The following is a 25,289-nucleotide window of genomic DNA, read 5'->3' on the forward strand; positions in this document are numbered from 1 at the left end:
AGGAAGCATTTGTGGGACAGAAAATTCATCCAGTCGGTTTTCGTCTGGGTATTACACAAGAACATCAATCTCGGTGGTTTGCAGTTCCTGACCGTTATCCTGAACTGCTACAAGAAGACTACAAACTCCGTAAATACATAGAGCAAAAATTGGGCAGAGCCGCTCAAAACAATGCTGGTATTTCCGAAATCCGCATTGAGCGCAAAGCTGACCAAATCGATCTAGAAGTACGGACAGCTAGACCAGGTGTAGTAGTAGGTCGGGGTGGACAAGGTATAGAATCACTTCGTACCGGACTCCAAGAAATGTTGGGTAGCAACCGTCAAATTCGCATTAACGTAGTTGAAGTTCAACGAGTTGATGCTGATGCCTACTTGATAGCAGAATACATTGCTCAACAATTGGAACGCCGTGTTTCCTTCCGTCGGGTGGTTCGCCAAGCTATTCAACGCGCCCAAAGAGCCGGAGTGCAAGGAATAAAAGTTCAAGTTAGTGGTCGGCTTAACGGTGCAGAAATTGCCCGGACAGAGTGGACACGTGAAGGGAGAGTACCTCTACATACCCTACGGGCTGACATTGACTATTCTTACTGCACAGCCCAAACAGTTTACGGAATTTTGGGCATTAAGGTTTGGGTATTCAAGGGTGAAATTATTCCTGGACAGGAAGAAACTTCAGCCCAACCAACAACTAGGGAACGCGAACCTCGTCGCCGTCAACAACAACGCCGTCGCCAGCAATTTGAAGACAGATCCAATGAAGGGTGATAGGTCATGGGTGATAGGTAGTAGGAAATAAAAACTAATTACCAATTACTAATTACCATTTACCGATTACCATTTACCAATGAGTAAGTCATGTTAAGTCCTAGAAGAACTAAATTCCGCAAACAACAACGCGGACGTATGGAGGGTCTAGCCACCCGTGGTAGCAGCCTCAACTTTGGGGATTTTGCCCTCCAGGCACAAGAACCTGCTTGGATTACTTCCCGGCAAATAGAAGCTTCCCGTCGGGCTATGACACGTTATATTCGCCGGGGTGGTAAAATCTGGATTCGGATTTTTCCTGATAAACCTGTTACCATGCGTCCCGCAGAAACCCGGATGGGTTCTGGTAAGGGTAATCCCGAATTTTGGGTAGCTGTCGTGAAGCCAGGCCGGATTTTATTTGAAATCGCTGGTGTTTCCGAAGAAATAGCCCGTGAAGCCATGCGATTGGCTGATACTAAGTTACCGATTAAGACCAAGTTTATTGTGCGCTCTCAACCACAGGAGCAGGAGTAGGTTATGCCTCTTCCCAAGATTTCAGAAGCTAGAGAATTAAGTGACGAAAAGCTGTCTGAGGAAATAGTCGCTGTGAAAAGACAACTATTCCAGCTACGCTTGCAAAAAGCTACTAGACAGCTAGAAAAACCCCACCAGTTCAGACACGCTCGCCATCGCCTCGCCCAACTGCTGACAGTAGAGGGAGAACGCCAACGGGCAGCAAGTCAATCGACTCAGGAAGAAAAGTAGGAGATTATGGCAGTCAAGGAACGAGTTGGCTTGGTAGTGAGTGATAAAATGCAGAAAACAGTGGTAGTCGCTGTGGAAAACCGCGCTCCTCACCCCAAGTACGGCAAAATCATAGTTCAAACCCGGCGCTATAAGGTTCACGATGAAGATAATCACTGCAAAGTGGGTGATCGTGTGCGTATTCAGGAAACTCGACCCCTGAGCAAAACCAAGCGTTGGCAGATTACAGAAATCCTCAACGCTAAAGCTACAACATAAAATAGTTGTTATCAAATTAACAACTCTATCTGGGAGACTAAGTTGTGATTCAACCCCAATCTTATCTGAATGTCGCAGATAATAGCGGTGCCAAAAAACTAATGTGTATCCGCGTATTAGGTGCAGGTAATCGCCGCTACGGTGGCGTGGGCGATAAAATTATCGCTGTTGTTAAAGAGTCCTCACCCAACATGGCTGTGAAAAAGTCTGATGTTGTGGAGGCTGTAATAGTTCGTACTAGAAAAAGTATCAATAGGGACAGCGGCATGAGCATTCGTTTTGATGATAACGCCGCAGTCATCATCAACAAAGATGGTAATCCTAGAGGTACACGGGTATTTGGACCTGTAGCACGAGAATTACGCGATAAAAACTTTACTAAAATAGTTTCTCTCGCGCCGGAGGTACTGTAATGCCAAAGCCACAACCGAAAGTTTTTCATAAAATGCACGTTAAAACTGGCGACACTGTACAAGTGATTGCTGGTAAGGATAAAGGTAAAGTTGGTGAAGTAATCAAAGCACTACCCCAACTCAGTAAAGTCCTTGTCAAAGGTGTGAATATCAAGACCAAGCACGTTAAACCTCAGCAAGAGGGAGAATCTGGGCAGATAGTTACCCAGGAATTTCCTATTCATAGCTCTAACGTCATGCTTTATTCCACCAAGCAAAACGTCGCTAGTCGCGTTTGTTATACTTTCACCTCCGAAGGCAAGAAAGTAAGAATGCTCAAAAAAACAGGCGAGATTTTAGATAAATAAGCCTTTGAGGTGAGATTTTAGATTTCCATAGATTTCGATATTTTTAATCCAAAATCCAAAATCTAAAATCCAAAATCTAAAATTCCCTGACCAAGCCCAGGGATAATAAGGACAGAGAACTATGGCGACAACCAGACTCAAAAATTTATACCAAGAGACAATTGTCCCTAAACTAACCCAACAGTTTCAGTATACCAATGTACATCAAGTACCGAAGGTAATCAAAATAACTATTAACCGGGGTTTGGGAGAAGCTGCTCAAAATGCTAAAGCATTAGAAGCATCTTTAAACGAAATTGCACTGATCACCGGTCAAAAGCCAGTGGTGACAAGGGCTAAAAAGGCGATAGCTGGCTTCAAAATTCGTCAAGGTATGCCAGTAGGCATCATGGTGACTCTCAGAGGCGAACGGATGTATGCTTTTCTCGACAGACTAGTTAGCCTATCACTACCTAGAATCCGTGACTTTCGTGGTATTAGCCCCAAAAGCTTTGACGGACGGGGTAATTATACTCTGGGTGTAAGAGAACAGCTGATTTTTCCAGAAGTCGAGTATGACAGCATCGATCAAATCCGTGGTTTAGATATTTCTATCATTACCACAGCGAAAAACGACGAAGAGGGTCGTGCTTTACTTAAAGAAATGGGAATGCCCTTTCGCGATCAATAAGTTCATCTAAAGAGGGAATGATGGCGGCTAACGACACAATTGCAGATATGCTGACGCGCATCCGCAATGCTAACCTGGCAAGGCATCAAAATACACAAGTGCCAGCTACAAAAATGACTCGTAGTATTGCCAAAGTACTACAAGAAGAAGGCTTTATTGCTGAATTTGCAGAATCTGGAGAAGGGATCAAGCGTAACCTAGTGATTTCTCTGAAATACAAAGGTAAAAATCGTCAGCCCATAATTACAGCTTTAAAGCGTGTAAGTAAACCAGGTTTGCGCGTTTATTCCAACAGAAAAGATTTACCCAGAGTACTAGGCGGTATCGGTATCGCCATTATTTCTACATCCAGTGGGATTATGACTGACCGCGAAGCGCGTCGTCAGAACTTGGGTGGTGAAGTGCTTTGCTACGTTTGGTAGTCGTCAAATGCCTCCGGCACGCATTCGCGAACGTCAATAATCAGTTCAACCTAAAACTGATAAATGACAAATGACAAATGACAACTAACAAATGACAACTGACAAAGGACAAAGGACAAAATTAAGTCATGTCTCGTATTGGTAAACGTCCAATTACTGTTCCCGCCAAAGTACAAGTGGCGATTGATGGCACAAAGGTAGTGGTGAAAGGTCCAAAAGGAGAACTTTCTCGCAATCTACCTGTTCATGTCTTAGTTTCCCAAGAAGGGGAAACATTATTGGTGACACGTCGGGATGAAACCCGTATTTCTAGGCAGATGCACGGTTTAAGCCGCACATTGGTTGCCAATATGGTCGAAGGAGTTTCCCAAGGTTTTCAACGTCGGTTGGAAATTCAAGGGGTAGGTTATCGAGCTCAAGTTCAAGGACGTAACCTAGTGTTGAATATCGGTTATAGCCATCAGGTACAAATTGAGCCACCAGAGGGGATTCAGTTTGCTGTAGAAAACAACACTAACGTCGTTGTTAGTGGCTATGACAAGGAAATTGTAGGTAACACAGCAGCTAAAATTCGTGCTGTTCGTCCACCAGAACCATACAAAGGTAAAGGCATTCGCTATGCCGGTGAAGTGGTCAGACGCAAGGCTGGTAAGACTGGTAAGGGTGGTAAGAAGTAAACATGAAACTTACTCGTAGAGAATCAAAACAGCGCCGTCATCGGCGTGTACGTGGTAAAATCAGCGGCTCGGCAGAGCGACCACGTCTAGCTGTATTTAGGTCTAATGAGCATATTTATGCTCAACTGATCGATGATACGCAACATCAAACCATCGTGGCAGCATCCACCGTAGAACCAGAGTTGAAATCTAATTTATCTTCTGGAGCTAACTGTGATGCGTCAGCGCAAGTTGGTAAGTTGATAGCAGTGCGATCATTAGAAAAAGGTATCACCAAAGTCGTTTTTGATCGTGGTGGCAACCTTTATCATGGTCGCATCAAAGCACTGGCTGAAGCTGCACGCGAAGCTGGTTTAGATTTCTAAAGTTATTAGGCATCGGAAATTAGGTATTGGCGAAAACTAATGACTAATGACTAATGACTAATGACTAATGACAACTAACGTTGAGAGAGCATTGATTATGGCAACGGGTCGTCGTAAAGCAAACAAGGCGAAAAAAGAAGAAACTAACTGGCAAGAACGGGTGATTCAAATCTCTCGTGTTAGTAAAGTCGTCAAAGGTGGTAAAAAACTCAGCTTCCGCGCAATTGTAGTCGTTGGTAACGAGCGAGGCCAAGTTGGTGTGGGAGTTGGTAAAGCGTCTGATGTAATTGGTGCAGTCAAAAAAGGTGTCGCAGATGGTAAAAAACATCTCATAGACATTCCTATTACTAAATCCAATTCCATTCCTCATCCTATTAATGGAATTGGTGGAGGCGCTAAGGTAATTATGCGTCCAGCTGCACCTGGTACAGGTGTAATTGCGGGTGGTGCAGTTCGGACTGTATTAGAGTTAGCAGGAGTACGTAACATTCTTGCTAAACAATTAGGCTCTAATAATCCTCTGAATAATGCTAGAGCCGCTGTTAATGCTCTATCTACACTGCGGACATTTGCTGAAGTCGCTGAAGATCGGGGCATTGCCATCGAGAATCTCTATATTTAGTAACGCTTTAAATATGGGATTTTCTATCTAAAATCCACAAGCAAAACGAGATTATCAATCCCAAATCTAAAATCGCAAATCAAAATGAGACTCAACGATGTTAAGCCTCAAAAAGGCTCAAAAAAACGCCGTAAGCGTGTAGGTAGAGGTATTTCTGCCGGTCAAGGCGCTAGTGCAGGTCTGGGTATGCGGGGTCAAAAATCTCGCTCTGGTAGCAGCACTAGACCGGGATTTGAAGGTGGTCAGCAGCCCTTGTACCGTCGTATACCCAAACTCAAGGGCTTTCCTGTCGTTAATCGTAAATATTACACTACGATAAATGTAGAGAAGTTGGCCTCCCTACCTGCTAATTCAGAAGTAACTTTAGTTTCCTTAAAAGATGCGGGTATTGTTACATCTGTCAAGGGACCATTGAAAATTTTGGGGAATGGGGAATTGGGCGTTCCGCTCAATGTACAAGCAGCAGCTTTTACAGGACAAGCTCGTAGCAAAATTGAGGCAGCTGGCGGGAGTTGTCAAGTATTAGACTGAGCCAGGACGGAGCATCCCAAGCTAGTCAACTCGCTTCCAGCGCCTGGTTCACTATAAAGGTAGCACTCTATGATCAGTCGAGACAAAGCCCCAACGGCTCAAGAAACTTTTATGCAGATGGCGCAAGCAGCTGGACTAAGAGGTAGGCTGCTTGTCACTGTCGGTATTTTAATTTTGGTTCGCCTGGGCATCTTTTTACCAGTACCAGGAATTAATCGCGAGAGATTTGCAGAAGCTATATCTGGCAATAATTCCATCTTCGGTTTATTAGATATATTTTCGGGACGGGGACTCTCTACTTTAGGCGTATTTGCTTTGGGGATTTTGCCCTTCATCAATGCGTCAATTATCATCCAATTACTGACTGCGGCTATTCCTTCTTTAGAAAATTTACAGAAAAATGAAGGAGAAGCAGGTCGGCGGAAAATATCGCAAATTACCCGCTATGTGACTGTAGTTTGGGCAATTGTTCAAAGTGTGGCTTTTTCGGCATTGTTCCTGCAACAATTTGCTTTGAATCCAGGTCCAATATTTGTAGCGGAAACAGCGATCGCTCTCACTGCTGGTTCAATGTTCGTGATGTGGGCATCAGAACTGATCACAGAACGTGGTATTGGTAATGGCGCATCTTTGTTGATTTTTGTCAATATTGTGGCTTCTTTACCAAAATCTTTAGGCGATACCATTGACTTAGTACAAGTTAAGAAGGAAGTAGTTGGCCAGGTGATTGTACTGGTACTAGTTTTTCTAGCCACCATTGTTGGTATTGTGTTTGTACAGGAAGGGATGCGTCGTATACCGATTATTTCGGCTCGTCGCCAAGTAGGACGTAGAGTATTAGCAGAACAGCGTAGCTTTTTGCCTTTACGTTTAAATCAAGGTGGTGTAATGCCGATTATTTTTGCTGCGGCTATCCTCAGTTTGCCACTGCTAATTGCCAACTTTACTAAAAATACTGATTTGGCAAATATAGTTAACACCTATCTGAGTCCTAGCGGTTCAGGTTCTTGGGTTTATGCTTTGGTTTACATGGTTTCTATTATCTTCTTTAGCTACTTCTATTCTTCCTTGATTCTCAACCCCGTAGATGTGGCACAAAACTTGAAGAAAATGGGTTCTAGTATTCCTGGTATTCGTCCTGGCAAGGCTACTAGCGAGTATATTGAGCGTGTTAGCAACCGACTGACTTTTTTAGGATCGCTTTTTTTAGGTTTAGTGGCAATTATCCCTACAGCTATAGAAAGTACCTTAAATGTCCCCACTTTTAGAGGTTTGGGTGCTACCTCTTTGTTGATTTTAGTGGGCGTTGCAATTGATACAGCAAGACAGATTCAAACCTACGTTATCTCTCAACGCTATGAAGGAATGGTGAAACAATAGTGACGCGATTAATCTTCTTGGGACCACCAGGGGCAGGTAAAGGAACTCAAGCTAAAAGTCTGGCTGAATTTTTGCATATTCCCCATATATCTACTGGCGACATTTTAAGGCAAGCCATTCTCGACCAAACAAATTTGGGCTTAAAAGCGCAAAGCTATATGGATAAGGGTGATTTAGTCCCTGATCAACTGGTAGAAGATATGGTCAAGGAACGTCTGAATAAAGCAGATACTGAAGCAGGTTGGATTCTCGATGGCTTTCCTCGCACAGTTGCCCAAGCAATTTTTTTAGGGGAACTATTGGTGAACATTAGTCAGGGTCAGGAAAAGGTAGTTAACCTTGATGCACCCGATGAAGTTGTCATCGCTCGGTTACTGGATCGGGGACGTAAGGATGATACTGAAGCAGTGATTCGCCATCGTCTAGAAGTTTATCGCCAAGATACTGCACCGCTCATTAAATATTATGGCAATCTCCATAAACTTTTGACTGTTAATGGCAATCAGTCCCAAGAAGAAGTCACGACTGAATTAAAAAACGTCATAGTTGCTTAAGGGGAAATTCAGGGGAATAATAGGAGCATAGAAAATAAGGCAAGCAAGACAAGGAATAGTTAAGCGCCTTTTCCTGGTCCCTAATCCCCAATCCCCAGTACCCATTCCCTTTTAGCTAAGATATATTAATAAACTGTTGATATATTTCGCAAGTTATGTTTTTGTACCGATTGCATGAGTAGCAATGGAACAGAAGATTGTTGAGTTGAGGAAAAAACAAATTGTCTAAACAAGATTTAATTGAAATGGAAGGAACTGTCACCGAGTCATTGCCCAATGCAATGTTTCGTGTTGACTTGGACAACGGGTTTAATGTCCTAGCACACATTTCCGGTAAAATTCGCCGTAATTACATCAAAATTTTACCAGGAGATCGGGTCAAAGTGGAGTTAACTCCTTATGACCTGACAAAAGGCAGAATCACCTATAGACTACGGAAGAAGTAAACATTATGTAGAAAATCTTACCATAAATCAGCTTTTTTGGGATTTACCCATTTACTTAACTGAAATAATTTCTCTAGAAATGCTATAATTTACTATTTGGAGTCAATTAGAAAAGGCATGAAAGTCAGAGCCTCAGTCAAAAAAATCTGTGAAAAGTGTAACGTGATCAAACGCCGTGGTCGCGTCATGGTGATTTGTGAAAATCCGAAACACAAGCAACGTCAAGGATAGGACTCTGATTACCAGCATCTGGTGCAGTCCAAAATCACCATCAAAACCAAAGGACGTGATTCATCACGTTTTGGTAACTGCGATTAAGAACAAAAGAGGGAGATACTAATTGTGGCACGGATTTCGGGAGTAGACCTTCCCCGCGACAAGCGCGTTGAGATTGGTCTGACTTACATTTACGGAATTGGGTTATCAAGGTCGCATGAAATCCTAGCGGCTACAGGCGTAAACCCAGACACCCGCGTTAAAGACTTAACTGATGCTGATGTAGCAGCCCTGAGAGGCGAAATAGAAAGCAACTATCAAGTTGAAGGAGACTTACGCCGCTTAGAGGCGATGAACATCAAGCGCCTAGTTGATATTGGTTGTTATCGAGGCCGTCGTCATCGCATGGGCTTACCCGTGAGAGGACAAAGAACCCGCACTAACGCCAGAACCCGACGCGGGAGAAGACAGACAGTGGCTGGGAAGAAGAAAGCTCCTGGCAAATAATTTTTCTTGGCTTGCTCATCCAAGCAAGTTTTACCTTAAATTCACCAAACAAATATGGCGAGACAACCAACTAAAAAATCCGGGAGCAAAAAGCAGAAACGGAACGTACCCAACGGCATTGCCTACATTCAGTCTACTTTCAACAATAGCATTGTCACCATTACCGATCAAAATGGAGATGTCATCTCCTGGGCAAGTGCTGGTTCTAGTGGATTTAAGGGGGCAAAAAAGGGAACTCCCTTCGCTGCACAAACCGCAGCTGAAAGTGCCGGCCGTCGAGCCATAGATCAAGGAATGCGTCAAATTGAGGTCATGGTCAGTGGACCTGGAGCCGGTAGAGAAACTGCCATCCGGGCGCTACAAGGGGCAGGACTAGAAATTACGCTGATTCGGGATATTACTCCTATTCCTCACAATGGCTGCCGTCCACCCAAGCGCCGTCGAGTTTAAATATCAAATTTAAGCATCTTCATGTAGGCGGAAGTTAATGCTAAGGAAAATCACCTCAAAGGATGACTGGGACTTCATAGATTATCAACTGCTTTAGCAGAATTAATACTTGTCAGTCTCAGATCCATAAGGTGAATAGGAAGCAAATCAGCTCTTCCTAGAGGGAGGGCTGCTAAACTTTCGACCATCCGCAATATTATTCAGTGCCTGCTGCTTAAATTGGGAGATCAAACTTTAAGACTCTTAGATTTTGGCAGTTTGATCAACCACAGATACAGATCAGATCATAAAGTGAATTCGAGAGGCAAATCATTTGTCTGCTAGCAGCACCTTAAAAGGGAGGCTACTCCGTGGCGCAGTTTCAAATTGAATGTGTAGAGTCTAATAATGAGGAAAGTCGGAGCCATTACAGTAAATTTGTTCTGGAACCGCTAGAACGTGGTCAAGGAACAACAGTAGGCAACGCGTTGCGGCGGGTTTTACTTTCCAATTTAGAGGGGACAGCAGTTACAGCCGTACGTATAGCTGGGGTGAATCATGAGTTTGCCACAGTTCCCGGTGTGCGGGAAGACGTGCTGGAAATCCTCATGCGAATGAAGGAAGTCATCCTCAAAAGCTATTCCTCTCAACCCCAGATTGGTCGGTTACTCGTGAACGGTCCGGCAACGATCACAGCCGCACATTTTGATTTACCCAGTGAAGTAGAAGTTATTGATCCAACTCAGTATGTAGCTACCATAGCCGAAGGTGGCAAGCTGGAAATGGAATTTCGGATCGAGCGCGGCAAAGGTTATCGCACTGTCGAGCGGGGAAGGGAAGAAGCCACTTCTTTGGATTTTCTGCAAATTGATTCAGTGTTTATGCCAGTGCGAAAAGTCAACTATAGCGTTGAAGAAGCACGTGGAGATGGAACACTCAAAGATCGATTACTATTAGAAGTTTGGACTAATGGCAGTCTTTCCCCCCAAGAAGCACTATCTTCATCTGCGGGAATTTTGGTAGATTTATTCAACCCGTTGAAAGATATCTCCCTGGAACCAACAGATACAGGTTCAGAAATTCCAGACGATCCTACTGCTCAGATTCCCATTGAAGAATTGCAGCTTTCTGTCCGGGCTTATAACTGTCTCAAACGAGCGCAGGTTAACTCCGTGGCGGATTTGTTGGACTATACCCAAGAAGACCTCCTGGAAATCAAAAACTTTGGTCAAAAGTCAGCGGAAGAGGTAGTAGAAGCTTTACAGCGCCGATTAGGTATTACTTTGCCGCAAGAGAGAGGATCTAAGCCTAGTTAAGTCAAACCGTTAATAATTCATAGTGCATTATCATGCGTCACCGTTGTCGAGTCAAAAAACTCAGTAAACCAGCTGACCAGCGCCGCGCTCTGTTGCGATCGCTAACCACCGAACTAATTCGGCATGGTCGAATTACTACAACTTTAATCCGTGCTAAAGTTCTGCGGAGTGAAGTTGAAAAGATGATTACCCTCGCTAAAAATGGCTCTTTAGCATCCCGTCGTCAGGCTTTGGGTTACATCTATGATAAACAACTAGTTCATGCTTTGTTTGAGCAAGCACCTACTCGATATGGCAACCGCCAGGGTGGTTATACTCGCATTCTGCATACTATCCCTCGTCGTGGCGATAATGCGGAAATGGCGATTATTGAATTAGTTTAAGGCAATAGGGAATAGGGAATAGGGAAAATATAAATTACACATGATAGAACTATTGCCTTTTGCCTTTTGCCTTTTGCCTCTTGCCTTTTAGCAAAACCAGTATGTTAGAAAGCCGCCAGCCAATACCAACTTATCGAGTAGCCTTGGTCATTCAGTATCTAGGTACTAACTTTCATGGCTGGCAACGGCAAAAGGTGCAGCGAACTGTCCAAGAAGAGATAGAAACAGCTATAGCTACTGTTCTGGGGTATCATGTGACACTCCACGGCGCAGGGCGAACCGATGCCGGAGTTCACGCGGCTGCTCAAGTAGCCCATTTTGATGCGACAGGTTTAATTCCCGCGCACAAGTGGGCAAAAGTTCTGAACAGTTATCTACCCCCGGATATATTAATTAGGGCTTCGGCGGTTGTAAATGATCGTTGGCACTCTCGCTTTAGTGCAGTGTTTCGACGGTATAGATACACAATCCATACTGAAGCTCTACCAAACTTGTTTGTGAACTCCTTCAGTTGGCATTATTATTATGCTCCCTTGGATGAATCTTTAATCCAAGCTGCCCTTAAACCTCTGCTGGGAAAACATCATTTAGCTGCTTTCCATCGTGCAGGATCAGCGCGATCGCATTCCTGGGTAGAAGTACAAGCAGCAGAATGTCATCGAAAAAATCCATTTATCCATATTGAAATTCAAGCAAATGGATTTTTGTATGGCATGGTGCGGCTGTTGGTAGGGATGCTGGTAGAAGTAGGTTCTGGACAGCGATCACTCGATAATTTCACTGAGATATGGAAACAAGAACGCCGGGAAAAAGTGAAATATGCCGCACCACCCCAAGGCTTATGCTTGTTAAGAGTAGGGTATCCAGATTTTCCGTTTCCCCCGGAAGTTTGGTACGACACCCTACCATATTTAGTGTTTGGTCATGATGGAAAGATGACAGGTGACAGGGAACAGGGAACAGTGGAGAATAACCACTGACAACTAACGACTGACAACTGACAACCAGCAACTGACCAAGAACAAAAACAAAGGAAAAATAACAATGAGTAGTAAAACTTACGTTCCTCCTCAAGCATCCCTTGAGCGAGATTGGTACATAGTAGATGCCGCCGATAAACGCCTTGGCCGACTAGCCAGCGAAATTGCTATGGTTTTAAGAGGCAAAAGAAAAGTCGAATACACACCTCACTTAGACACAGGTGATTTCGTTGTTGTCATCAACGCCGAAAAGGTGGCAGTTACAGGTAAAAAGCGGACCCAAAAAGTTTACCGTCGCCATTCCGGTCGTCCTGGTGGGATGAAGACAGAGACCTTTGCTAAACTACAACAACGCCTACCAGAACGGATTTTAGAACAAGCTGTTAAAGGTATGTTGCCTAAAAATAGCTTGGGTAGGCAATTATTCACAAAATTGAAAGTCTACGCTGGTCCTATACATCCCCATGCAGCGCAGCAACCAAAAGAACTCATTATTAATACAATTCCGGGAGAAAACTAATGCAAATAGCAGAAGCTAATAGCGGTCGTGCCGTATATTGGGGTACTGGTCGCCGCAAATCCGCAGTGGCACAAGTACGCCTAGTTCCAGGCGCAGGTAAGTTTGTCGTCAATGGCAAAGATGGAGAATTATATTTCCAATTTAATGCTAACTATTTAGGGTCTATTAAAGCGCCCTTAGAGACTTTAGGATTAGAAAGCGAATATGACATTTTGGTAAAAGCGGTAGGTGGCGGATTAACAGGTCAAGCTGATTCCATTCGCTTGGGTGTTGCTCGTGCTTTATGTCAGCTAGATCCCGATAATCGCTCACCTTTGAAAACCGAAGGCTACCTAACTCGTGACCCACGAGCTAAAGAACGTAAAAAATACGGTTTACACAAAGCTCGGAAAGCACCTCAATACTCCAAACGATAGGCGACTGGGGACTGGGGACTGGAAACTGGGCAATTTTCTTAACCATCACTTCTAATCCTTAATCCCGTTGAAAACCTGAAAGTTATAATTGATATAGATTCACCACACAAGAAACAATGGCTAAATCTGATATTCATCCCCAGTGGTATCCAGAGGCAAAAGTCTACTGCAACGGTCAAGTTGTCATGACTATTGGCTCTACTAAACCCGAACTACACGTAGATGTTTGGTCTGGAAACCACCCATTTTACACAGGCACTCAGAAAATGATTGACGCTGAGGGTCGAGTTGAACGCTTCCTTCGCAAATATGGTATGTCCAGCGAGCAGGGCGACAAAAACAAAAAGTAGCTGGTTGGCTGTAGCTTTTAACGACGACCCTGCATTGATGTAGGGTCGCTTGTCATTTAATGCAGTAGCCACACTTGTTATTTTTTAGGAGCAATCGCACGCGTCATGGCTGAATCATACCTGCTGGAGAAACTTAAATCTGTTGAACAAACCTTTCATGAATTAACTCGTCGCCTGGGCGACCCTGATACGGCAAAAAGCCCTGATGAGTATCAAAAAATAGCCAAGTCTCGTTCTTCTTTGGAAGAAGTAGTTAATACCTACGAAACTTGGAAAACTGCCCAGGAAGAATTAACAGGGGCGCGTCAGGTACTCAAAGAAGCAAATAGTGATCCAGAGTTGCAAGAAATGGCAGCTTTGGAGGTAAATGAACTAGTAGAAAAACTGGAATACTTAGAAAGTCGCTTGAAGGTGTTGCTGCTACCCCGTGACCCCAATGATGATAAAAACATCATGCTGGAAATTCGCGCTGGGACTGGTGGTGATGAAGCGAGTATTTGGGCTGGAGATTTGCTGCGGATGTATTCCCGTTATGCTGATACTCAAGGTTGGAGAGTGAAGCTAGTCAGCGAATCTCTGGGTGAAATGGGGGGCTTCAAAGAAGTTATTCTAGAAATTCAAGGCGATAGCGTTTACAGTAAGCTAAAGTTTGAAGCTGGTGTACATCGTGTGCAACGCGTACCTGCTACAGAAGCTGGGGGAAGAGTTCACACTTCAACAGCTACTATCGCTATTATGCCGGAAGTGGATGATGTGGAAATTCATATTGACCCCAAAGATATTGAAATGAGTACAGCACGTTCTGGTGGTGCTGGCGGTCAAAACGTCAACAAGGTGGAAACAGCTGCTGACTTGTTCCACAAACCAACTGGAATCAGAATTTTCTGTACAGAAGAACGCAGCCAGTTACAAAACAAAGAACGGGCGATGCAAATTCTGCGGGCGAAACTTTATGAAATGAAGTTAAGGGAACAACAAGAGGCTGTAACTTCGATGAGGCGATCGCAAGTAGGTACAGGTTCTCGTTCTGAAAAAATCCGCACCTACAATTATAAAGATAGTCGCGTAACTGATCACCGTTTAGGTCAGAATTTCACGCTTAATCCTGTCTTGGAAGGTGATTTAGAAACAGTTGTTCAATCTTGTATTTCTCAAGACCAACAAGAGCGTTTGGCAGAATTAGCTGCCTCTAACAACTAATCCTTACATTTAAATATCTCAGAAAACCGCTTATTTTGTTGTTTATTTTTACATTAATAGGCGGTTTTTTCTTGCTTTTGTTTCGCGCAATCTCTCTTAGAGATCCCGTAGGGTAGGCACAAAGAAAAGTTTTCGGCGAATATAATTCGCTACTACACAAGCGAAGTCCACCTTCGTGGACTAAGGAATTAATAACAAGCTTAAACTAATAAAACGTTCGGGATATGGATTGAAAAACTTTGAAAATTTCCGAATTAGATGCTTATTAAATTGGCATTTCGGTTAATAGTTTAGCATAACAAGTACCGAAGAACCAAAATTTTCCATTCTCAATTTATAGTTCCATTGTTTAAAGAGATTAAGTTCTAGTGGAATCAGTAGAGGCGCATTGATATCGCCGTTAAGATTATTTATTTGGTCTTAAGAATCCCCGTCTCTTTAGAGCGGGGAGTGTCAACAACAATCCGGGTATCTGTACAGTCTACCGGCTACCAGGAACTCTTAACCCGCGACGCTCAAGCACATCCCGCACCTGTGGACTAGGAGTGTAATTATAACCGTAGCTAGAACGCTCTGAGTCATCCATTACCTGCGGTGTCAGCAACACAATTACCTCTCTGCGTTCATTAGTTCTGTCTGTTTTTCTAAACAGCGAACCAAGGATGGGAATATCACCCAAGATGGGCAGCTTGGTAATACTGGTTCTATCTTGATCCTGAATGATTCCAGACAGAATAAGTGTTTGACCATCTCGTAGACGGATTAAACCAGATTCCAGGGTTCTTGCGGCTAATAGAGTGATCGTACCATCAATTGTGGATGCGGTACTACCTATACCAGACACGGTGGGTGCAACAGACAAGGAAACAAAACCATTATCATCAATTCTTTCGACTTTAACTGCCAGACTTAGTCCTGCTTCCTTGATGATTGGTTCTCTTAAATCTGCCGTTATTCTAATCCCACCGTATACTTCTGAAATTAACTTAACTGTGGCTTCCTGTCCTTCTTGAACTATGAGGGTTGGATCAGTTAGAATTTTGGCATTGTCAGTTCTTACTTGAGCCTGTAGACTGGCTAAAAAACGTTTGGGATATTGGAATAAAGTTGGTACTTCATAAGTAAATTTAGCAGGAGTTGTACCAGTGGCAGCAGTGATTTCTGTAATCCCAGCTTGTAGAGGATTGTTAGTAGTTCCAAAAGAAGGACGAACCCCCTGACCACTAACCTGTCCAAACGGTGCATTAGTTTGAGGGTCAAGAAACGGTTTTGCCTCAACACCTGCTGGAAAGGGCGCTCCCGTCACAGTTGGAGATAATACGCTGCCAACAGTAGCTTCTTGACTAGGTGGATTCACACCACCAAAATTAAACGCTGCTGCACCACCGTCACTGACAAAGAAACTATTCCCAAGACCAAAAGAAAAGCTGGCATTAGACCCTTGCAGACCGGAAAGATTCACATCAATAATTTTGACATTCACCACAACTTGACGACGACGGACATCAAGCTGAGTGAGTTGAGACACTGCCATCTCAACTATCTTAGGATTTCCAACTAAGGTGACAGAATTTGTCCGTTCGTCTCCAGATGCTTGCAACCCTCTGAGTAAGGGTACTGAGTCTTTATAGTCAATTCGTTGAGTCTCAATTTTTGTTTCCGTAGTCGTCTGAGTTTCAGTGATTGCGGCATTAGCAGCACCACCAACAGGCACAGCATTAACGCTGGTAACAAGTCGTTCACGACTCACCGCACTTTCAGCACCTAAGGCCACCAAAAAGTTTAAAGCCACATCTACCGTTACCTGATTGAGTCGCAAACTCCGCATCACATTATCACGGGTGGTATTAGGAAGTTTAGCCCCGACAAAAATCGTTCTCCCACTGCGGTTAGCTTCTAACCCACTCAAGCGCAAAACATAGTTAAATACATCTTGCACAGGTTCATTTTCAATATCTAAAGAAATTGTCTGACTACTGGTAGCAGCACCTGGTGGACCTCCAGCAGGTGGCGCTGCTGCTGCTCCTTCAGCCCCAATATAAGCGAGGTTCAAACCAGCAGCACGAGCTAAAAGTGACAAAACTTCTCTCACTGGTGCATCGCGCAACACCAAACGAGGTACTCGTTCCTGTGTTCCTAAATCAATACTACTGGGAGAAGTATCAATATTAGATACTGTAATATCTCCCACTGGTGGGGCGACTGCTCTAGGTAAAAAAGGAGGCGCTACGTTATAAGGTTGATTTGGTCCTGCTGGTTGTGCAGGTTTACCATCAATAGATACTTGTGGGTTAGGGACTAGTATCTCTGGCTTTTTACCTGATTCGGCTGGAGTAGCAGCAGTTATGGTTTCTGATGTGGTACTTGGTGTTGTAGATGCTGCTGTTGCGTCTCCATTGCTAAGAAAGCCAAGAGTTAAATTGTTATCTTTGCGAACAACAGGCTGACTAGAAGGAGCGTTATCATTGCCCATCACGGTAACGCGCACACTATTAGCATCTAACTGATTAACTTCTACAAATACTATTCCCGGTGCGGGGTTTTCTTGACGGAAACTCTTACCTTCGGGTAAACGCAGTTGAGTATTAATAATATCTGCGACTAAGGCTTTATCTCTTTTTGTGGTGAAAATCTGGGGTTTGCTACCAGAAGATGTTTTTAACATTACACTAATTCCCCCATCAGCGGGATTTAGTTTCACTTCAGTAATTTCGGTGGTCTGTGCCAAAACAGGCTGCGCTGCTAAAAGGATACAAGCAGCCGCGCTAGAAATTAAAACATTACTATGAACTTGTTTCACAGTTCATTCCTCACAATTAAATAAAAAACAGTCTGTATATCTACTAGTTAACCAGAAGTCCAAAAGTAACCTATTGTACATTAAATTTGCATTCAAGTTACAAATTAGGACTCAGGATTTTTGATGCTTACTTCTGCGGTGGAGCGGCTTTTGCTGCTTCATCTGCTGCTATTTCTGCCTGTTCTTCCGCAGTCAATGGCATTAATGCCACTAAATTAAAAGAAGTTGACAGTTTGCCGATTTCAGTTCGCACTGCTGGCTTTTTGTCATCTGCCTTGTCTACCTCTGGAGGCACTAATTTGGAGTCATATTCTTGAACTAGTAACAAAGGCTGTAAACGCTCAATATTACGCATGATTGCCTGGGTTTGTTCAAAGTTACCTTCAATTTCTACCTCGATCACCTGGCGTTTGAGCTTGTTGTTAACCTTTTCTCCCAGACTACTATCAGTAATTATCTCTGCCTGATCTCCTGATGGTACAAACCTTTTGAGTTTGGCTCTAATACCATTATTTCCCAGAGTTTGAGTATTACTGGAATCTACTAAGCGACTGGTATCAATCAGCAATGTATCCAAACTTTTTTCATTAGCAAATAAGGCTAAAACTTGGGTTTGTTGCTGTTTGGTCTGAGCTAATTCTGCTTTTACCTTGGGAGCTTGTTGAGATTGGGATCTCTTTTGTTCTACTTCTCCTTGCAGAGCATTATTTTTGGTTTGTAACTGTTGGTAATTATCCCATGCGGGCATGACCATGTTTACTATCATATAAACAGCGCCCAGAAACCCCAAACCACCAACAATCACACCTATGATTTTTGGTGTGAAAGTTATACCAAAGGCGGTAGGATAGGATGATGAGACATCATCAAAATTGTTACTTTTAGAAAAATTTAAATCATCACTAAATGTCATTTGGCAATTGCTCCTGTTTTTTGCAGGCTACGAATCCTATCAACTAATCCAACTGTGCCTTTTTGTTCTAACTCACGCATTAATTCAGATGCTGGTACATTACTTAGACTGACTTTAATAGTGTATTTAACCACTTGAGGGGGTTTGATTTTTACTTCAGATTTAGTTTCGGGTGGAATAGCACCAGTTATTGGCGGTGCATCCATTAACTCTGCTGTACTAATTCGGCTTTCGGCTGCATTCAATAACTTGGATTTTCCCATACTCAGTAGAAAATCATTGACATCAGCAAAAGAGCGAGCATAGCCATTAATTTCTAGTAACCCGGCAGGATTGATAGGTGGTTTATCTTTTTTGGCGGGTTGGCTGTTGTTATTGGCTATTAGCACAGGCGGAATTTGCTTGATATTTTCAACCTGCACATTTGCTGGAATGCGATCGCGAAAATCTTGTAACATAGCTGACCAAGGACGAATCTGATCAAACACTGTTACTAAAGCTTGTGTTTGATCTTTAATACCAGCGGTTTCTGCCTTGATTTTGTTAATGTCGGCTATTTTACCGTCTAACTCTTTACCTTCCTGTTCTAGTTTCTGTATTGCTTGTTCTAAGCCAGCACTTTGGCCATTTAAAAACAGCAACACACCAAAAACCAAAGCGGGAAAACATAAACCTACACCAACTCCCAAAAACGCTGGGACTAATTCCTCTACGTTAATTGGTGGTCTGGGTGGTTTTTCGGCAATCTCAGCAGGTGAGCGGTCTTTAAGAAAGTTAATATCTAGACTGTACATTTTGTTATGCCTCCCGCATTCCTAAACCAAGCACTATCCCCAAACCAGGACGTTGCACTGGGGGATATTTTTCAGCTTCTACCTGCAAAGATAAATCTCTAATTGGATCTATTTGAGTGGTGGGAAAACCTAATCGTTGAGTAAAGAATTCATCCAGCTGTTGCAGTCCTCCACCCATGCCAGCGAGTAGAATCTGTGCGACTTCTAAGCCTTCACTCTGATTGATATAAAAATCAATAGAACGGCGCAGTTCATCCGATAACTCCCCCAATACTTTCAACATCGGACCCATACCTGGATTAGCGCCAGTTAGGCCAGTTTTTCCACTATCTAGAGGCTGTGCTGGAATAGTCATATCCATCAACATATCCATCTCTCGTGATGTGGGTAAATTCATCGCCCTAGATAAAGCTGCTTGCAGCTGATATGTACCGATGGGAACAGTCCGCGAAAATTGTGGTACTCCATTGATAATGATGGCAATTTCAGTGCTGTCAAATTCAATATCAACCAAAACTGCTGCTTCTTGTGGTCCAAATAACCGCAACTGATCACGAATAGTCCGAATTAGGGCAAAACTGTTAATTTCTAAAACATCAACCGCTAATCCAGCCTCAGCAAAAGTATTAATATAGGTATTTGTCACTTCTTTGCGAGTGGCAACCAAAAGAACTTGTACTTTTTCAATGCCATCTTCGTCTACAAAGTACCCCAATTTTTGATAATCTACATCAGCTTCCTCTCGTGGATAAGGCAAATACAATGCGGCCTCATGGTTAAGTACCATCTCACGTAACTCTTTATTATCCAACTCTGCTGGTACAGGGATAACACGGACAATGGCATCTCGTCCAGGTATACAGGTGGCAACACGGGAAGCTTTAATTTTCTTTTCCGCCATTGCCATCTGGATAAGTTCCGCCATCCGGGGAGAATCATTAATTTGACCGTCAATAATTATACCTTCTGGTACGGGAATTGTGGTCAAAGATTCTATTTTTAAACCTTGGCGTTGCTTACGCATTTGCACTATGTTCATTCGATCTGGTGCTAGTTCGATACCAACACCTTTCTTAGATTTACCAAGGAAATTACCAATCTTACTAAAATTACTAAGATTACTGAGATTACTGAAGACGTTTACCACAGTTTTACTCACTAGACTACTAAAATGGACAATTTTGAGAAAAAGGAGGCAGCAGACAGAAGGTAAATTCTTCAATTTTGAATTCATTTATCTTCCTCTCTTCCCTGTCACCCATCATCTATCCCTTAACTAGTAACGGATGTTCTTGCTAAGTAATCTATATAGCCTATAATCTCGACATTTCTGCATAAGTTTTTCCACTCTGTTAACCGTCAAAATATTATCATGATGATTCGATCGCAAAAATTTCAACAACTAACTGTTTGGGCGCTACTTGGCTTACTGGCTACTTGGGTGGTAAGTTGCAGCACAGGTGATGTCAGCAAAACCACAAAGTCAGCTACTTCAGAAACTGCAACTATTGAGTTTTGGACAATGCAACTCCAACCGCAATTTACCAATTACTTCCAAAGTCTGATTACAAACTTTGAATCACAAAACCCCAGTATAAAAGTAAAATGGGTGGATGTGCCTTGGGCAGCAATGGAGAACAAGATTTTAACAGCTGTCTCCGCAAAAACGCCACCAGATGTTGTTAACCTTAACCCAGATTTTGCTTCCCAACTAGCCGGACGAAATGCTTGGTTAGATTTGGATGCAAAAATCCCTAATCAAGTTCGTTCTTCCTATTTGCCTAATATTTGGCAAGCTAGTACCCTTGATGGCAAGAGTTTTGGCATTCCTTGGTATCTCACCACGAGGTTAACTATTTATAACACTGATTTGTTAAAAAAAGCGGGTATAACAAAACCACCTGCAACTTATACAGAATTAGCGTCAGCAGCAGCACAAATTAAAGATAAAACTCGTAAATACGCCTTTTTTGCCTCTTTTGTCCCCCAAGATTCTGGTGAAGTTTTAGAATCTTTTGTCCAAATGGGAGTTACTTTATTAAATGCTGATGGTAAAGCGGGTTTTAATACACCACAAGGAAAAGCAGCTTTTCAATATTGGGTAGATTTGTATAAGAAGGGATTACTACCTAAAGAATCATTGACACAAGGCCACCGTCATGCAATTGATTTATACCAATCTGGAGAATCTGCTTTTTTAGCTTCTGGTCCGGAGTTTCTTAAAACTATTTCTAATAATGCACCAGAAATAGCTAAAGCTTCGGCTATAGCACCCCAAATTACAGGAGATACAAATAAGAAAAATGTGGCTGTGATGAATTTAGTTATTCCCCGCGCTACTAAAAATCCAGATGCAGCAGTGAAATTTGCCTTATTTGTGACTAATGACGAAAATCAATTAGCTTTTGCTAAAGCTGCTAATGTTTTACCTTCAACGGTTAAAGCATTATCTGATAGTTATTTTAAGGAAGTTCCTGCTAATGCTTCAACTGTAGAAAAAGGACGTATTATCAGCGCCCAACAAATGCAAACAGCGGAAGTTTTAACTCCGAAAATGAAGGATTTTAAAGTCTTACAAAAGGCAATTTATGAAAATCTCCAAGCTGCAATGTTGGATGTAAAAACTGTAGATAAAGCTGTCGAAGATGCAGCACAACAATGGGATAATCGGTAATCGGTAATTGAGGATTGGGGATTGGGGATTGGGGATTGGGGATTGGTGACTAGAAGAGAATAATTTTCTATCTATTCCCTATTCCCTAAAAAATATCCTATCAGATAGAGAGAACCACATAAAACAACTAAGTTATCTGTGTTATCTGTAGAGGTAAAAGCAGCATCTAAAGCTAAAAACACATCTGAATAGGTGCTGCAAAAACCTAAATTTGGGCAAGTTTCAAAGGCTATTTTTTTTAACTCATCAAGATTGGCATAATTACTATCAGGAACTGGTACTAAATATAATTTATCTCCTGTTTTTAGTAATGCTTGAAAAATGTCAGCATGATCTTTAGTGGCTAACATTCCCATTACCCAAGTTATATTTTTCTTATTAAAACTATCTACATAATTTCTTAGAACTGCTGCTGCTGCTGGGTTATGTGCGCCATCAATCAACAATTGATAATTTTTATCATGCTTTTTCCATCTGAACCATTGCATTCTTCCTGGCCATTTTGTTTTTCCTATCCCATTAATAATGGCAGATTCGGAAATTTGCCAGCCTTGTTGTTGTAATATTTCTAAAGTTGCTAAAGCCAAAGCTGAATTTGTTAATTGAATTTGTCCTTTTAATGGTAAAAGATATTTAATTGTAGATTTCGATTCTTCTATTTTCTCCCCATCTCCCCATCTTTTATATTCTGCCCATCCGGGGTTAATTTCTTTTGCAGGTTGAGGGGTAAAAATAGGACTTTGTAATTCTAAACTGCGAGATATTACGACTTTCTCGGCATCTGCTGGTAATAGTCCCATGACTACAGGACATCCAGCTTTAATAATACCAGCTTTTTCTCTAGCAATATCTGCAACTGTTGGACCTAGTTGTTGCCAGTGTTCCCGGCTTATAGAAGTAATAACTGTGACTAGAGGCTGATTACAAACATTAGTCGCATCTAAACGCCCTCCTAGTCCTACTTCTACCACGGCAATATCAACTTTTTGTTGTGCAAAATATAACCAAGCTGCTGCGGTAATTACTTCAAACTGAGTCGGCGATTCTTGCTCTTTGTCAATAGCAGCTTGAACTTGTAGTATTAATTGAGAGAAATTTTCTAGGTCGATTGGCTGTTCATTTATACAAATGCGCTCTGTCCAATCTACCAAATGGGGGGAAGTGTAGCGTCCTGTGCGATAACCAGCTTCAGTCAATATGGAGGAAAGATAAGCACAAACAGAACCTTTACCATTAGTTCCAGCAACATGAATGACAGGAACTTGATGATGGGGATTTCCCAGATTTGCCAATAACTTGACAATGCGTGATAGTCCGAGATTAACACCAAAGTGTTGAAAGGGTTGGAGCAATGAGTCGATATTCACGGTAATTGGGAATTGGGAATTGGGAATTGATAAATAAGTATAACTCATTACCCATTACCCATTACCCATTACCCGAATTAAGCTTCTTTGCTTAAAAAGTTTTGTACTTGTCTGATAGCAGCAGCCCCTATATTAAAAGCAGCCCAACCTGCTGCAATGGCGAGTGGTGCTAATACGATGACTACACGGGTATCAATGTCCATATTTAGAAGCCTCTGTTAAGTAGAAATTAAAGTTTTGTCAACAGTTATCAATTTTTATTTTGATCTGAAGTGGGGTATTTTTCCAAGGGTAAGTGTAAAGAATGATTAAGTTGGTAATTGGTAATTGGGGATTGGGGATTGGGGATTGGGGATTGGGGATTGGGGACTTGGAATAGAAGAAAGTTCTTCTCCCCATCTCCCCATCTCCTCTGCGCTCTTTTCTGTCACCTGTCATCTGTCATCTGTCACCTAATGAAAACCAATATCAGTCCCCTTACCGGCGTGAACTAGGGCTAATTTATGGTACTTTTGGGCGTGTTCGATAAGTTCTGTGGCTTCGGTGTCTGTGAGTTGACGGACAATCTTAGCGGGGATACCTACTACTAAGGAAAATGGAGGTATGTCTTTGGTTACTACTGCACCAGCGCCAATGATGCTACTATGACCAATTCTGACCCCATTTAAAATAATTGCGCCAATGCCAATTAAACAACCACGTTCAATATGAGCAGAATGTACCACGGCACGATGTCCTATAGTGACATGATCTTCTAAGATTGTGGGCAGACCAGGATCACAATGTAAAATAGCTCCATCCTGAATGTTTGTGCATTCGCCAATTTCAATGCGTTCTACATCTCCCCTAACTACTGCACCATACCACAGGCTTACCCCTGCTGCGATGTTGACTGAGCCGACAACAACGGCATTGGTTGCGATAAAAGCAGCTTGAGAAAAATCGGGAGATGTCCAGTAGGAAACAGTAGACACGATAGAATATTGATATGGTACCCAGGAACACTGGAAAAACTCCAACCTTTGAGGCTGGTTGCACAATAAGGATATCACAGCTGTTTTGTTGGTTCGCTAAGGAAAGACCTGCTGAAAATCGCTTTGACTGCAACTCATTGTTGCGCGTTGCACTGAGCAGCTAACTCAAGGTAACGGAGTCAGAGTGTTAAATCCAACCTATTGGTGCTGGTAAAAATAAAATTATGCTTGTACACACTTCATGATGAATCCAGGCTTACAGTACCCAATATTTGGCCCTGAAATACAGTGTCCCCACTGTCGCCAAAATATTCCCGCGCTGACACTAACTGATACTTATCTTTGTACACGTCATGGCGCTTTTGAAGCGAACCCGAAAACTGGGGAGTTGGTACATCTTCAGTCGGGTCGTCATTGGCGTAGGTGGAATAATGAATGGTATCGACAACATACTCATCCTGATGGTATTCGCTTTGAAATTCACGAAGCGTTAGATAAGTTGTATACTCAAGGATATAGAGCTACAAGGGTGATTATTGCCCAACGCTATCAGGAGTTGATGAGTGGCTATTTGGAACGCAGTAGTCCTTGGCGTTCTGGACAACCAGATTCTGGTGTTGCTCGTTTGTATGGCTTACCAGTGGAGTTTGGTCCTGATCCTGCTCAAGAACCTTGTTGGGATGTGATTAATTTTGATTTGGATAAAGAGCCTGGTGTCCCAGTGCGTTATCCTTATTTTCGATTGTTTGAATAAATATGGCTATTTTAGATTTTAGGTTGTAGATTTATCCTCAATCATAAAATCTAAAATTCTATGCACCATGCTTCTATTCGGACTGCTAATATTCACCGTGCGATCGCTTTCTATGAGCAGTTAGGATTTACGGTTGGCGATCGCTTCACTACAGGTTATACTTTAGCTTGCTGGATGGAAGGTTTGGATAGCCGCATTGAATTGATCCAAATTCCCCAGCCTAAACCAGCCCCAGATGCTTTTGCAGATGAGCATTATGTGGGGTATTATCATCTTTCTTTTGATTTAACTGAAACTGTACCAGATTTACACAGTTGGTTATCAGATTTAAAGGAGAGAATTTCTGTAGTATCTGAGTTGCAACCCCTCACAATTCTTTTAGAACCAACTCAACAACAAATCGGCGATCGCATTTTAGAAGTCGCTTTCATCGCCGACGCTGATGGCTTACCTTTGGAGTTTATCAGGTTTTTGTCAAATATAGGGAACAGGAAATA

Annotated in this window: 35 protein-coding genes and 1 pseudogene; 29 read left to right on the plus strand and 7 right to left on the minus strand. The window is 42.5% G+C overall.

Annotated features, from left to right (window positions below; all coding sequences use genetic code 11):
• The first annotated feature begins 11 nt into the window (after positions 1-11).
• The 26 genes and pseudogenes from rpsC to VB694_RS01770 form a co-directional block, all read left to right on the plus strand.
• Positions 12-767, plus strand: coding sequence for a 30S ribosomal protein S3 (rpsC, locus tag VB694_RS01645; protein ID WP_323358580.1), 756 nt, complete (start codon positions 12-14; stop codon positions 765-767).
• A 90-nt stretch (positions 768-857) separates the two neighbouring features.
• Entirely contained in the window at positions 858-1,283 is a 426-nt protein-coding gene (rplP, locus tag VB694_RS01650) for a 50S ribosomal protein L16 (RefSeq protein WP_323358581.1), read from the plus strand.
• Between the two features lie 3 nt (positions 1,284-1,286).
• On the plus strand, positions 1,287-1,514 hold the full coding sequence (gene rpmC, locus VB694_RS01655) for a 50S ribosomal protein L29 (protein ID WP_323358582.1): 228 nt from the start codon (positions 1,287-1,289) through the stop codon (positions 1,512-1,514).
• Between the two features lie 6 nt (positions 1,515-1,520).
• A complete protein-coding gene (gene rpsQ, locus VB694_RS01660; protein WP_323358583.1) occupies positions 1,521-1,772 on the plus strand; it encodes a 30S ribosomal protein S17 in 252 nt (83 codons plus the stop codon).
• Between the two features lie 44 nt (positions 1,773-1,816).
• Complete coding sequence (rplN, locus tag VB694_RS01665) at positions 1,817-2,185, plus strand: 50S ribosomal protein L14 (protein ID WP_323358584.1); 369 nt, start codon at positions 1,817-1,819, stop codon at positions 2,183-2,185.
• A complete protein-coding gene (gene rplX / locus VB694_RS01670; protein WP_323358585.1) occupies positions 2,185-2,532 on the plus strand; it encodes a 50S ribosomal protein L24 in 348 nt (115 codons plus the stop codon). Before rplN ends, rplX begins: the two co-directional genes overlap by 1 nt.
• A gap of 121 nt (positions 2,533-2,653) precedes the next feature.
• Positions 2,654-3,202, plus strand: coding sequence for a 50S ribosomal protein L5 (gene rplE, locus VB694_RS01675; RefSeq protein ID WP_323358586.1), 549 nt, complete (start codon positions 2,654-2,656; stop codon positions 3,200-3,202).
• Positions 3,203-3,222: 20 nt separating this feature from the next.
• Complete coding sequence (gene rpsH, locus VB694_RS01680; protein ID WP_323358587.1) at positions 3,223-3,624, plus strand: 30S ribosomal protein S8; 402 nt, start codon at positions 3,223-3,225, stop codon at positions 3,622-3,624.
• Positions 3,625-3,752: 128 nt separating this feature from the next.
• Positions 3,753-4,301: a 50S ribosomal protein L6 gene (gene rplF / locus VB694_RS01685; protein WP_323358588.1), complete on the plus strand. Its 549-nt coding sequence runs from the start codon at positions 3,753-3,755 to the stop codon at positions 4,299-4,301.
• 2 nt (positions 4,302-4,303) lie between these two features.
• Positions 4,304-4,666: a 50S ribosomal protein L18 gene (rplR, locus tag VB694_RS01690; RefSeq protein WP_323358589.1), complete on the plus strand. Its 363-nt coding sequence runs from the start codon at positions 4,304-4,306 to the stop codon at positions 4,664-4,666.
• Positions 4,667-4,763: 97 nt separating this feature from the next.
• Entirely contained in the window at positions 4,764-5,288 is a 525-nt protein-coding gene (rpsE, locus tag VB694_RS01695; protein WP_323358787.1) for a 30S ribosomal protein S5, read from the plus strand.
• Between the two features lie 84 nt (positions 5,289-5,372).
• Positions 5,373-5,819: a 50S ribosomal protein L15 gene (gene rplO / locus VB694_RS01700; RefSeq protein WP_323358590.1), complete on the plus strand. Its 447-nt coding sequence runs from the start codon at positions 5,373-5,375 to the stop codon at positions 5,817-5,819.
• 69 nt (positions 5,820-5,888) lie between these two features.
• Entirely contained in the window at positions 5,889-7,199 is a 1,311-nt protein-coding gene (secY, locus tag VB694_RS01705; protein ID WP_323358591.1) for a preprotein translocase subunit SecY, read from the plus strand.
• The gene (locus tag VB694_RS01710; RefSeq protein ID WP_323358592.1) at positions 7,199-7,753 is read left to right on the plus strand and encodes an adenylate kinase; all 555 of its coding nucleotides are present in this window, start codon (positions 7,199-7,201) and stop codon (positions 7,751-7,753) included. The genes secY and VB694_RS01710 overlap by 1 nt, the downstream gene beginning before the upstream one ends.
• 221 nt (positions 7,754-7,974) lie before the next feature.
• Complete coding sequence (infA, locus tag VB694_RS01715) at positions 7,975-8,199, plus strand: translation initiation factor IF-1 (protein WP_006276978.1); 225 nt, start codon at positions 7,975-7,977, stop codon at positions 8,197-8,199.
• Between the two features lie 117 nt (positions 8,200-8,316).
• A complete protein-coding gene (rpmJ, locus tag VB694_RS01720) occupies positions 8,317-8,430 on the plus strand; it encodes a 50S ribosomal protein L36 (RefSeq protein WP_013191489.1) in 114 nt (37 codons plus the stop codon).
• Between the two features lie 111 nt (positions 8,431-8,541).
• Entirely contained in the window at positions 8,542-8,922 is a 381-nt protein-coding gene (rpsM, locus tag VB694_RS01725) for a 30S ribosomal protein S13 (protein ID WP_323358593.1), read from the plus strand.
• A 54-nt stretch (positions 8,923-8,976) separates the two neighbouring features.
• Positions 8,977-9,372 (plus strand): 30S ribosomal protein S11, encoded by a 396-nt coding sequence (gene rpsK / locus VB694_RS01730; RefSeq protein WP_323358594.1) that lies wholly within the window; start codon positions 8,977-8,979, stop codon positions 9,370-9,372.
• A 350-nt stretch (positions 9,373-9,722) separates the two neighbouring features.
• Positions 9,723-10,667 carry a DNA-directed RNA polymerase subunit alpha gene (locus VB694_RS01735; RefSeq protein ID WP_323358595.1) on the plus strand — a complete coding sequence of 315 codons (945 nt, stop codon included), beginning with the start codon at positions 9,723-9,725 and terminating at the stop codon, positions 10,665-10,667.
• Between the two features lie 32 nt (positions 10,668-10,699).
• Positions 10,700-11,050 carry a 50S ribosomal protein L17 gene (rplQ, locus tag VB694_RS01740; protein WP_323358596.1) on the plus strand — a complete coding sequence of 117 codons (351 nt, stop codon included), beginning with the start codon at positions 10,700-10,702 and terminating at the stop codon, positions 11,048-11,050.
• Positions 11,051-11,151: 101 nt separating this feature from the next.
• The gene (gene truA, locus VB694_RS01745; protein ID WP_323358597.1) at positions 11,152-12,030 is read left to right on the plus strand and encodes a tRNA pseudouridine(38-40) synthase TruA; all 879 of its coding nucleotides are present in this window, start codon (positions 11,152-11,154) and stop codon (positions 12,028-12,030) included.
• Positions 12,031-12,094: 64 nt separating this feature from the next.
• The gene (gene rplM, locus VB694_RS01750; RefSeq protein ID WP_323358598.1) at positions 12,095-12,550 is read left to right on the plus strand and encodes a 50S ribosomal protein L13; all 456 of its coding nucleotides are present in this window, start codon (positions 12,095-12,097) and stop codon (positions 12,548-12,550) included.
• Positions 12,550-12,966 (plus strand): 30S ribosomal protein S9, encoded by a 417-nt coding sequence (gene rpsI, locus VB694_RS01755; protein WP_323358599.1) that lies wholly within the window; start codon positions 12,550-12,552, stop codon positions 12,964-12,966. Before rplM ends, rpsI begins: the two co-directional genes overlap by 1 nt.
• Before the next feature lie 116 nt (positions 12,967-13,082).
• Positions 13,083-13,316: a 50S ribosomal protein L31 gene (gene rpmE / locus VB694_RS01760; RefSeq protein WP_323358600.1), complete on the plus strand. Its 234-nt coding sequence runs from the start codon at positions 13,083-13,085 to the stop codon at positions 13,314-13,316.
• 105 nt (positions 13,317-13,421) lie between these two features.
• Complete coding sequence (gene prfA / locus VB694_RS01765) at positions 13,422-14,516, plus strand: peptide chain release factor 1 (protein WP_323358601.1); 1,095 nt, start codon at positions 13,422-13,424, stop codon at positions 14,514-14,516.
• A gap of 184 nt (positions 14,517-14,700) precedes the next feature.
• Positions 14,701-14,802, plus strand: a pseudogene (locus VB694_RS01770) (transposase); the annotation flags it as partial.
• A gap of 195 nt (positions 14,803-14,997) precedes the next feature.
• On the opposite strand, the gene VB694_RS01775 reads toward VB694_RS01770, so the two are convergent.
• The 4 genes from VB694_RS01775 to pilM all read right to left on the minus strand — a co-directional run bounded on the left by VB694_RS01775 (position 14,998) and on the right by pilM (position 20,170).
• Positions 14,998-17,316, minus strand: coding sequence for an AMIN domain-containing protein (locus tag VB694_RS01775; protein WP_323358602.1), 2,319 nt, complete (start codon positions 17,314-17,316; stop codon positions 14,998-15,000).
• 127 nt (positions 17,317-17,443) lie between these two features.
• A complete protein-coding gene (locus VB694_RS01780; protein WP_323358603.1) occupies positions 17,444-18,229 on the minus strand; it encodes a pilus assembly protein PilO in 786 nt (261 codons plus the stop codon).
• Positions 18,226-19,023, minus strand: a complete 798-nt coding sequence (locus VB694_RS01785) for a PilN domain-containing protein (protein ID WP_323358604.1) — start codon at positions 19,021-19,023, stop codon at positions 18,226-18,228. Before VB694_RS01785 ends, VB694_RS01780 begins: the two co-directional genes overlap by 4 nt.
• Before the next feature lie 4 nt (positions 19,024-19,027).
• On the minus strand, positions 19,028-20,170 hold the full coding sequence (gene pilM / locus VB694_RS01790) for a type IV pilus assembly protein PilM (protein WP_416233460.1): 1,143 nt from the start codon (positions 20,168-20,170) through the stop codon (positions 19,028-19,030).
• 228 nt (positions 20,171-20,398) lie between these two features.
• Between pilM and VB694_RS01795 the strand changes: the two genes are divergently transcribed.
• Positions 20,399-21,697 (plus strand): sugar ABC transporter substrate-binding protein, encoded by a 1,299-nt coding sequence (locus tag VB694_RS01795; RefSeq protein ID WP_323358789.1) that lies wholly within the window; start codon positions 20,399-20,401, stop codon positions 21,695-21,697.
• A 71-nt stretch (positions 21,698-21,768) separates the two neighbouring features.
• Here VB694_RS01795 and VB694_RS01800 read toward each other — a convergent pair whose 3' ends face one another.
• The 3 genes from VB694_RS01800 to VB694_RS01810 form a co-directional block, all read right to left on the minus strand.
• Positions 21,769-23,112 carry a folylpolyglutamate synthase/dihydrofolate synthase family protein gene (locus VB694_RS01800; RefSeq protein ID WP_323358605.1) on the minus strand — a complete coding sequence of 448 codons (1,344 nt, stop codon included), beginning with the start codon at positions 23,110-23,112 and terminating at the stop codon, positions 21,769-21,771.
• Positions 23,113-23,141: 29 nt separating this feature from the next.
• Positions 23,142-23,267: a photosystem II protein Y gene (locus tag VB694_RS01805; RefSeq protein ID WP_323358606.1), complete on the minus strand. Its 126-nt coding sequence runs from the start codon at positions 23,265-23,267 to the stop codon at positions 23,142-23,144.
• Between the two features lie 249 nt (positions 23,268-23,516).
• Positions 23,517-24,038 (minus strand): gamma carbonic anhydrase family protein, encoded by a 522-nt coding sequence (locus VB694_RS01810; protein ID WP_323358607.1) that lies wholly within the window; start codon positions 24,036-24,038, stop codon positions 23,517-23,519.
• Between the two features lie 241 nt (positions 24,039-24,279).
• Between VB694_RS01810 and VB694_RS01815 the strand changes: the two genes are divergently transcribed.
• Together VB694_RS01815 and VB694_RS01820 are read left to right on the plus strand one after the other, a co-directional pair.
• The gene (locus tag VB694_RS01815) at positions 24,280-24,792 is read left to right on the plus strand and encodes a TIGR02652 family protein (RefSeq protein WP_323358608.1); all 513 of its coding nucleotides are present in this window, start codon (positions 24,280-24,282) and stop codon (positions 24,790-24,792) included.
• Between the two features lie 60 nt (positions 24,793-24,852).
• Positions 24,853-25,289 (plus strand): VOC family protein (locus tag VB694_RS01820; protein WP_323358609.1); only part of this gene is annotated, 437 nt, incomplete at its 3' end.

This window comes from Anabaena sp. UHCC 0451, from assembly GCF_034931405.1.
GTDB lineage: Bacteria > Cyanobacteriota > Cyanobacteriia > Cyanobacteriales > Nostocaceae > RDYJ01.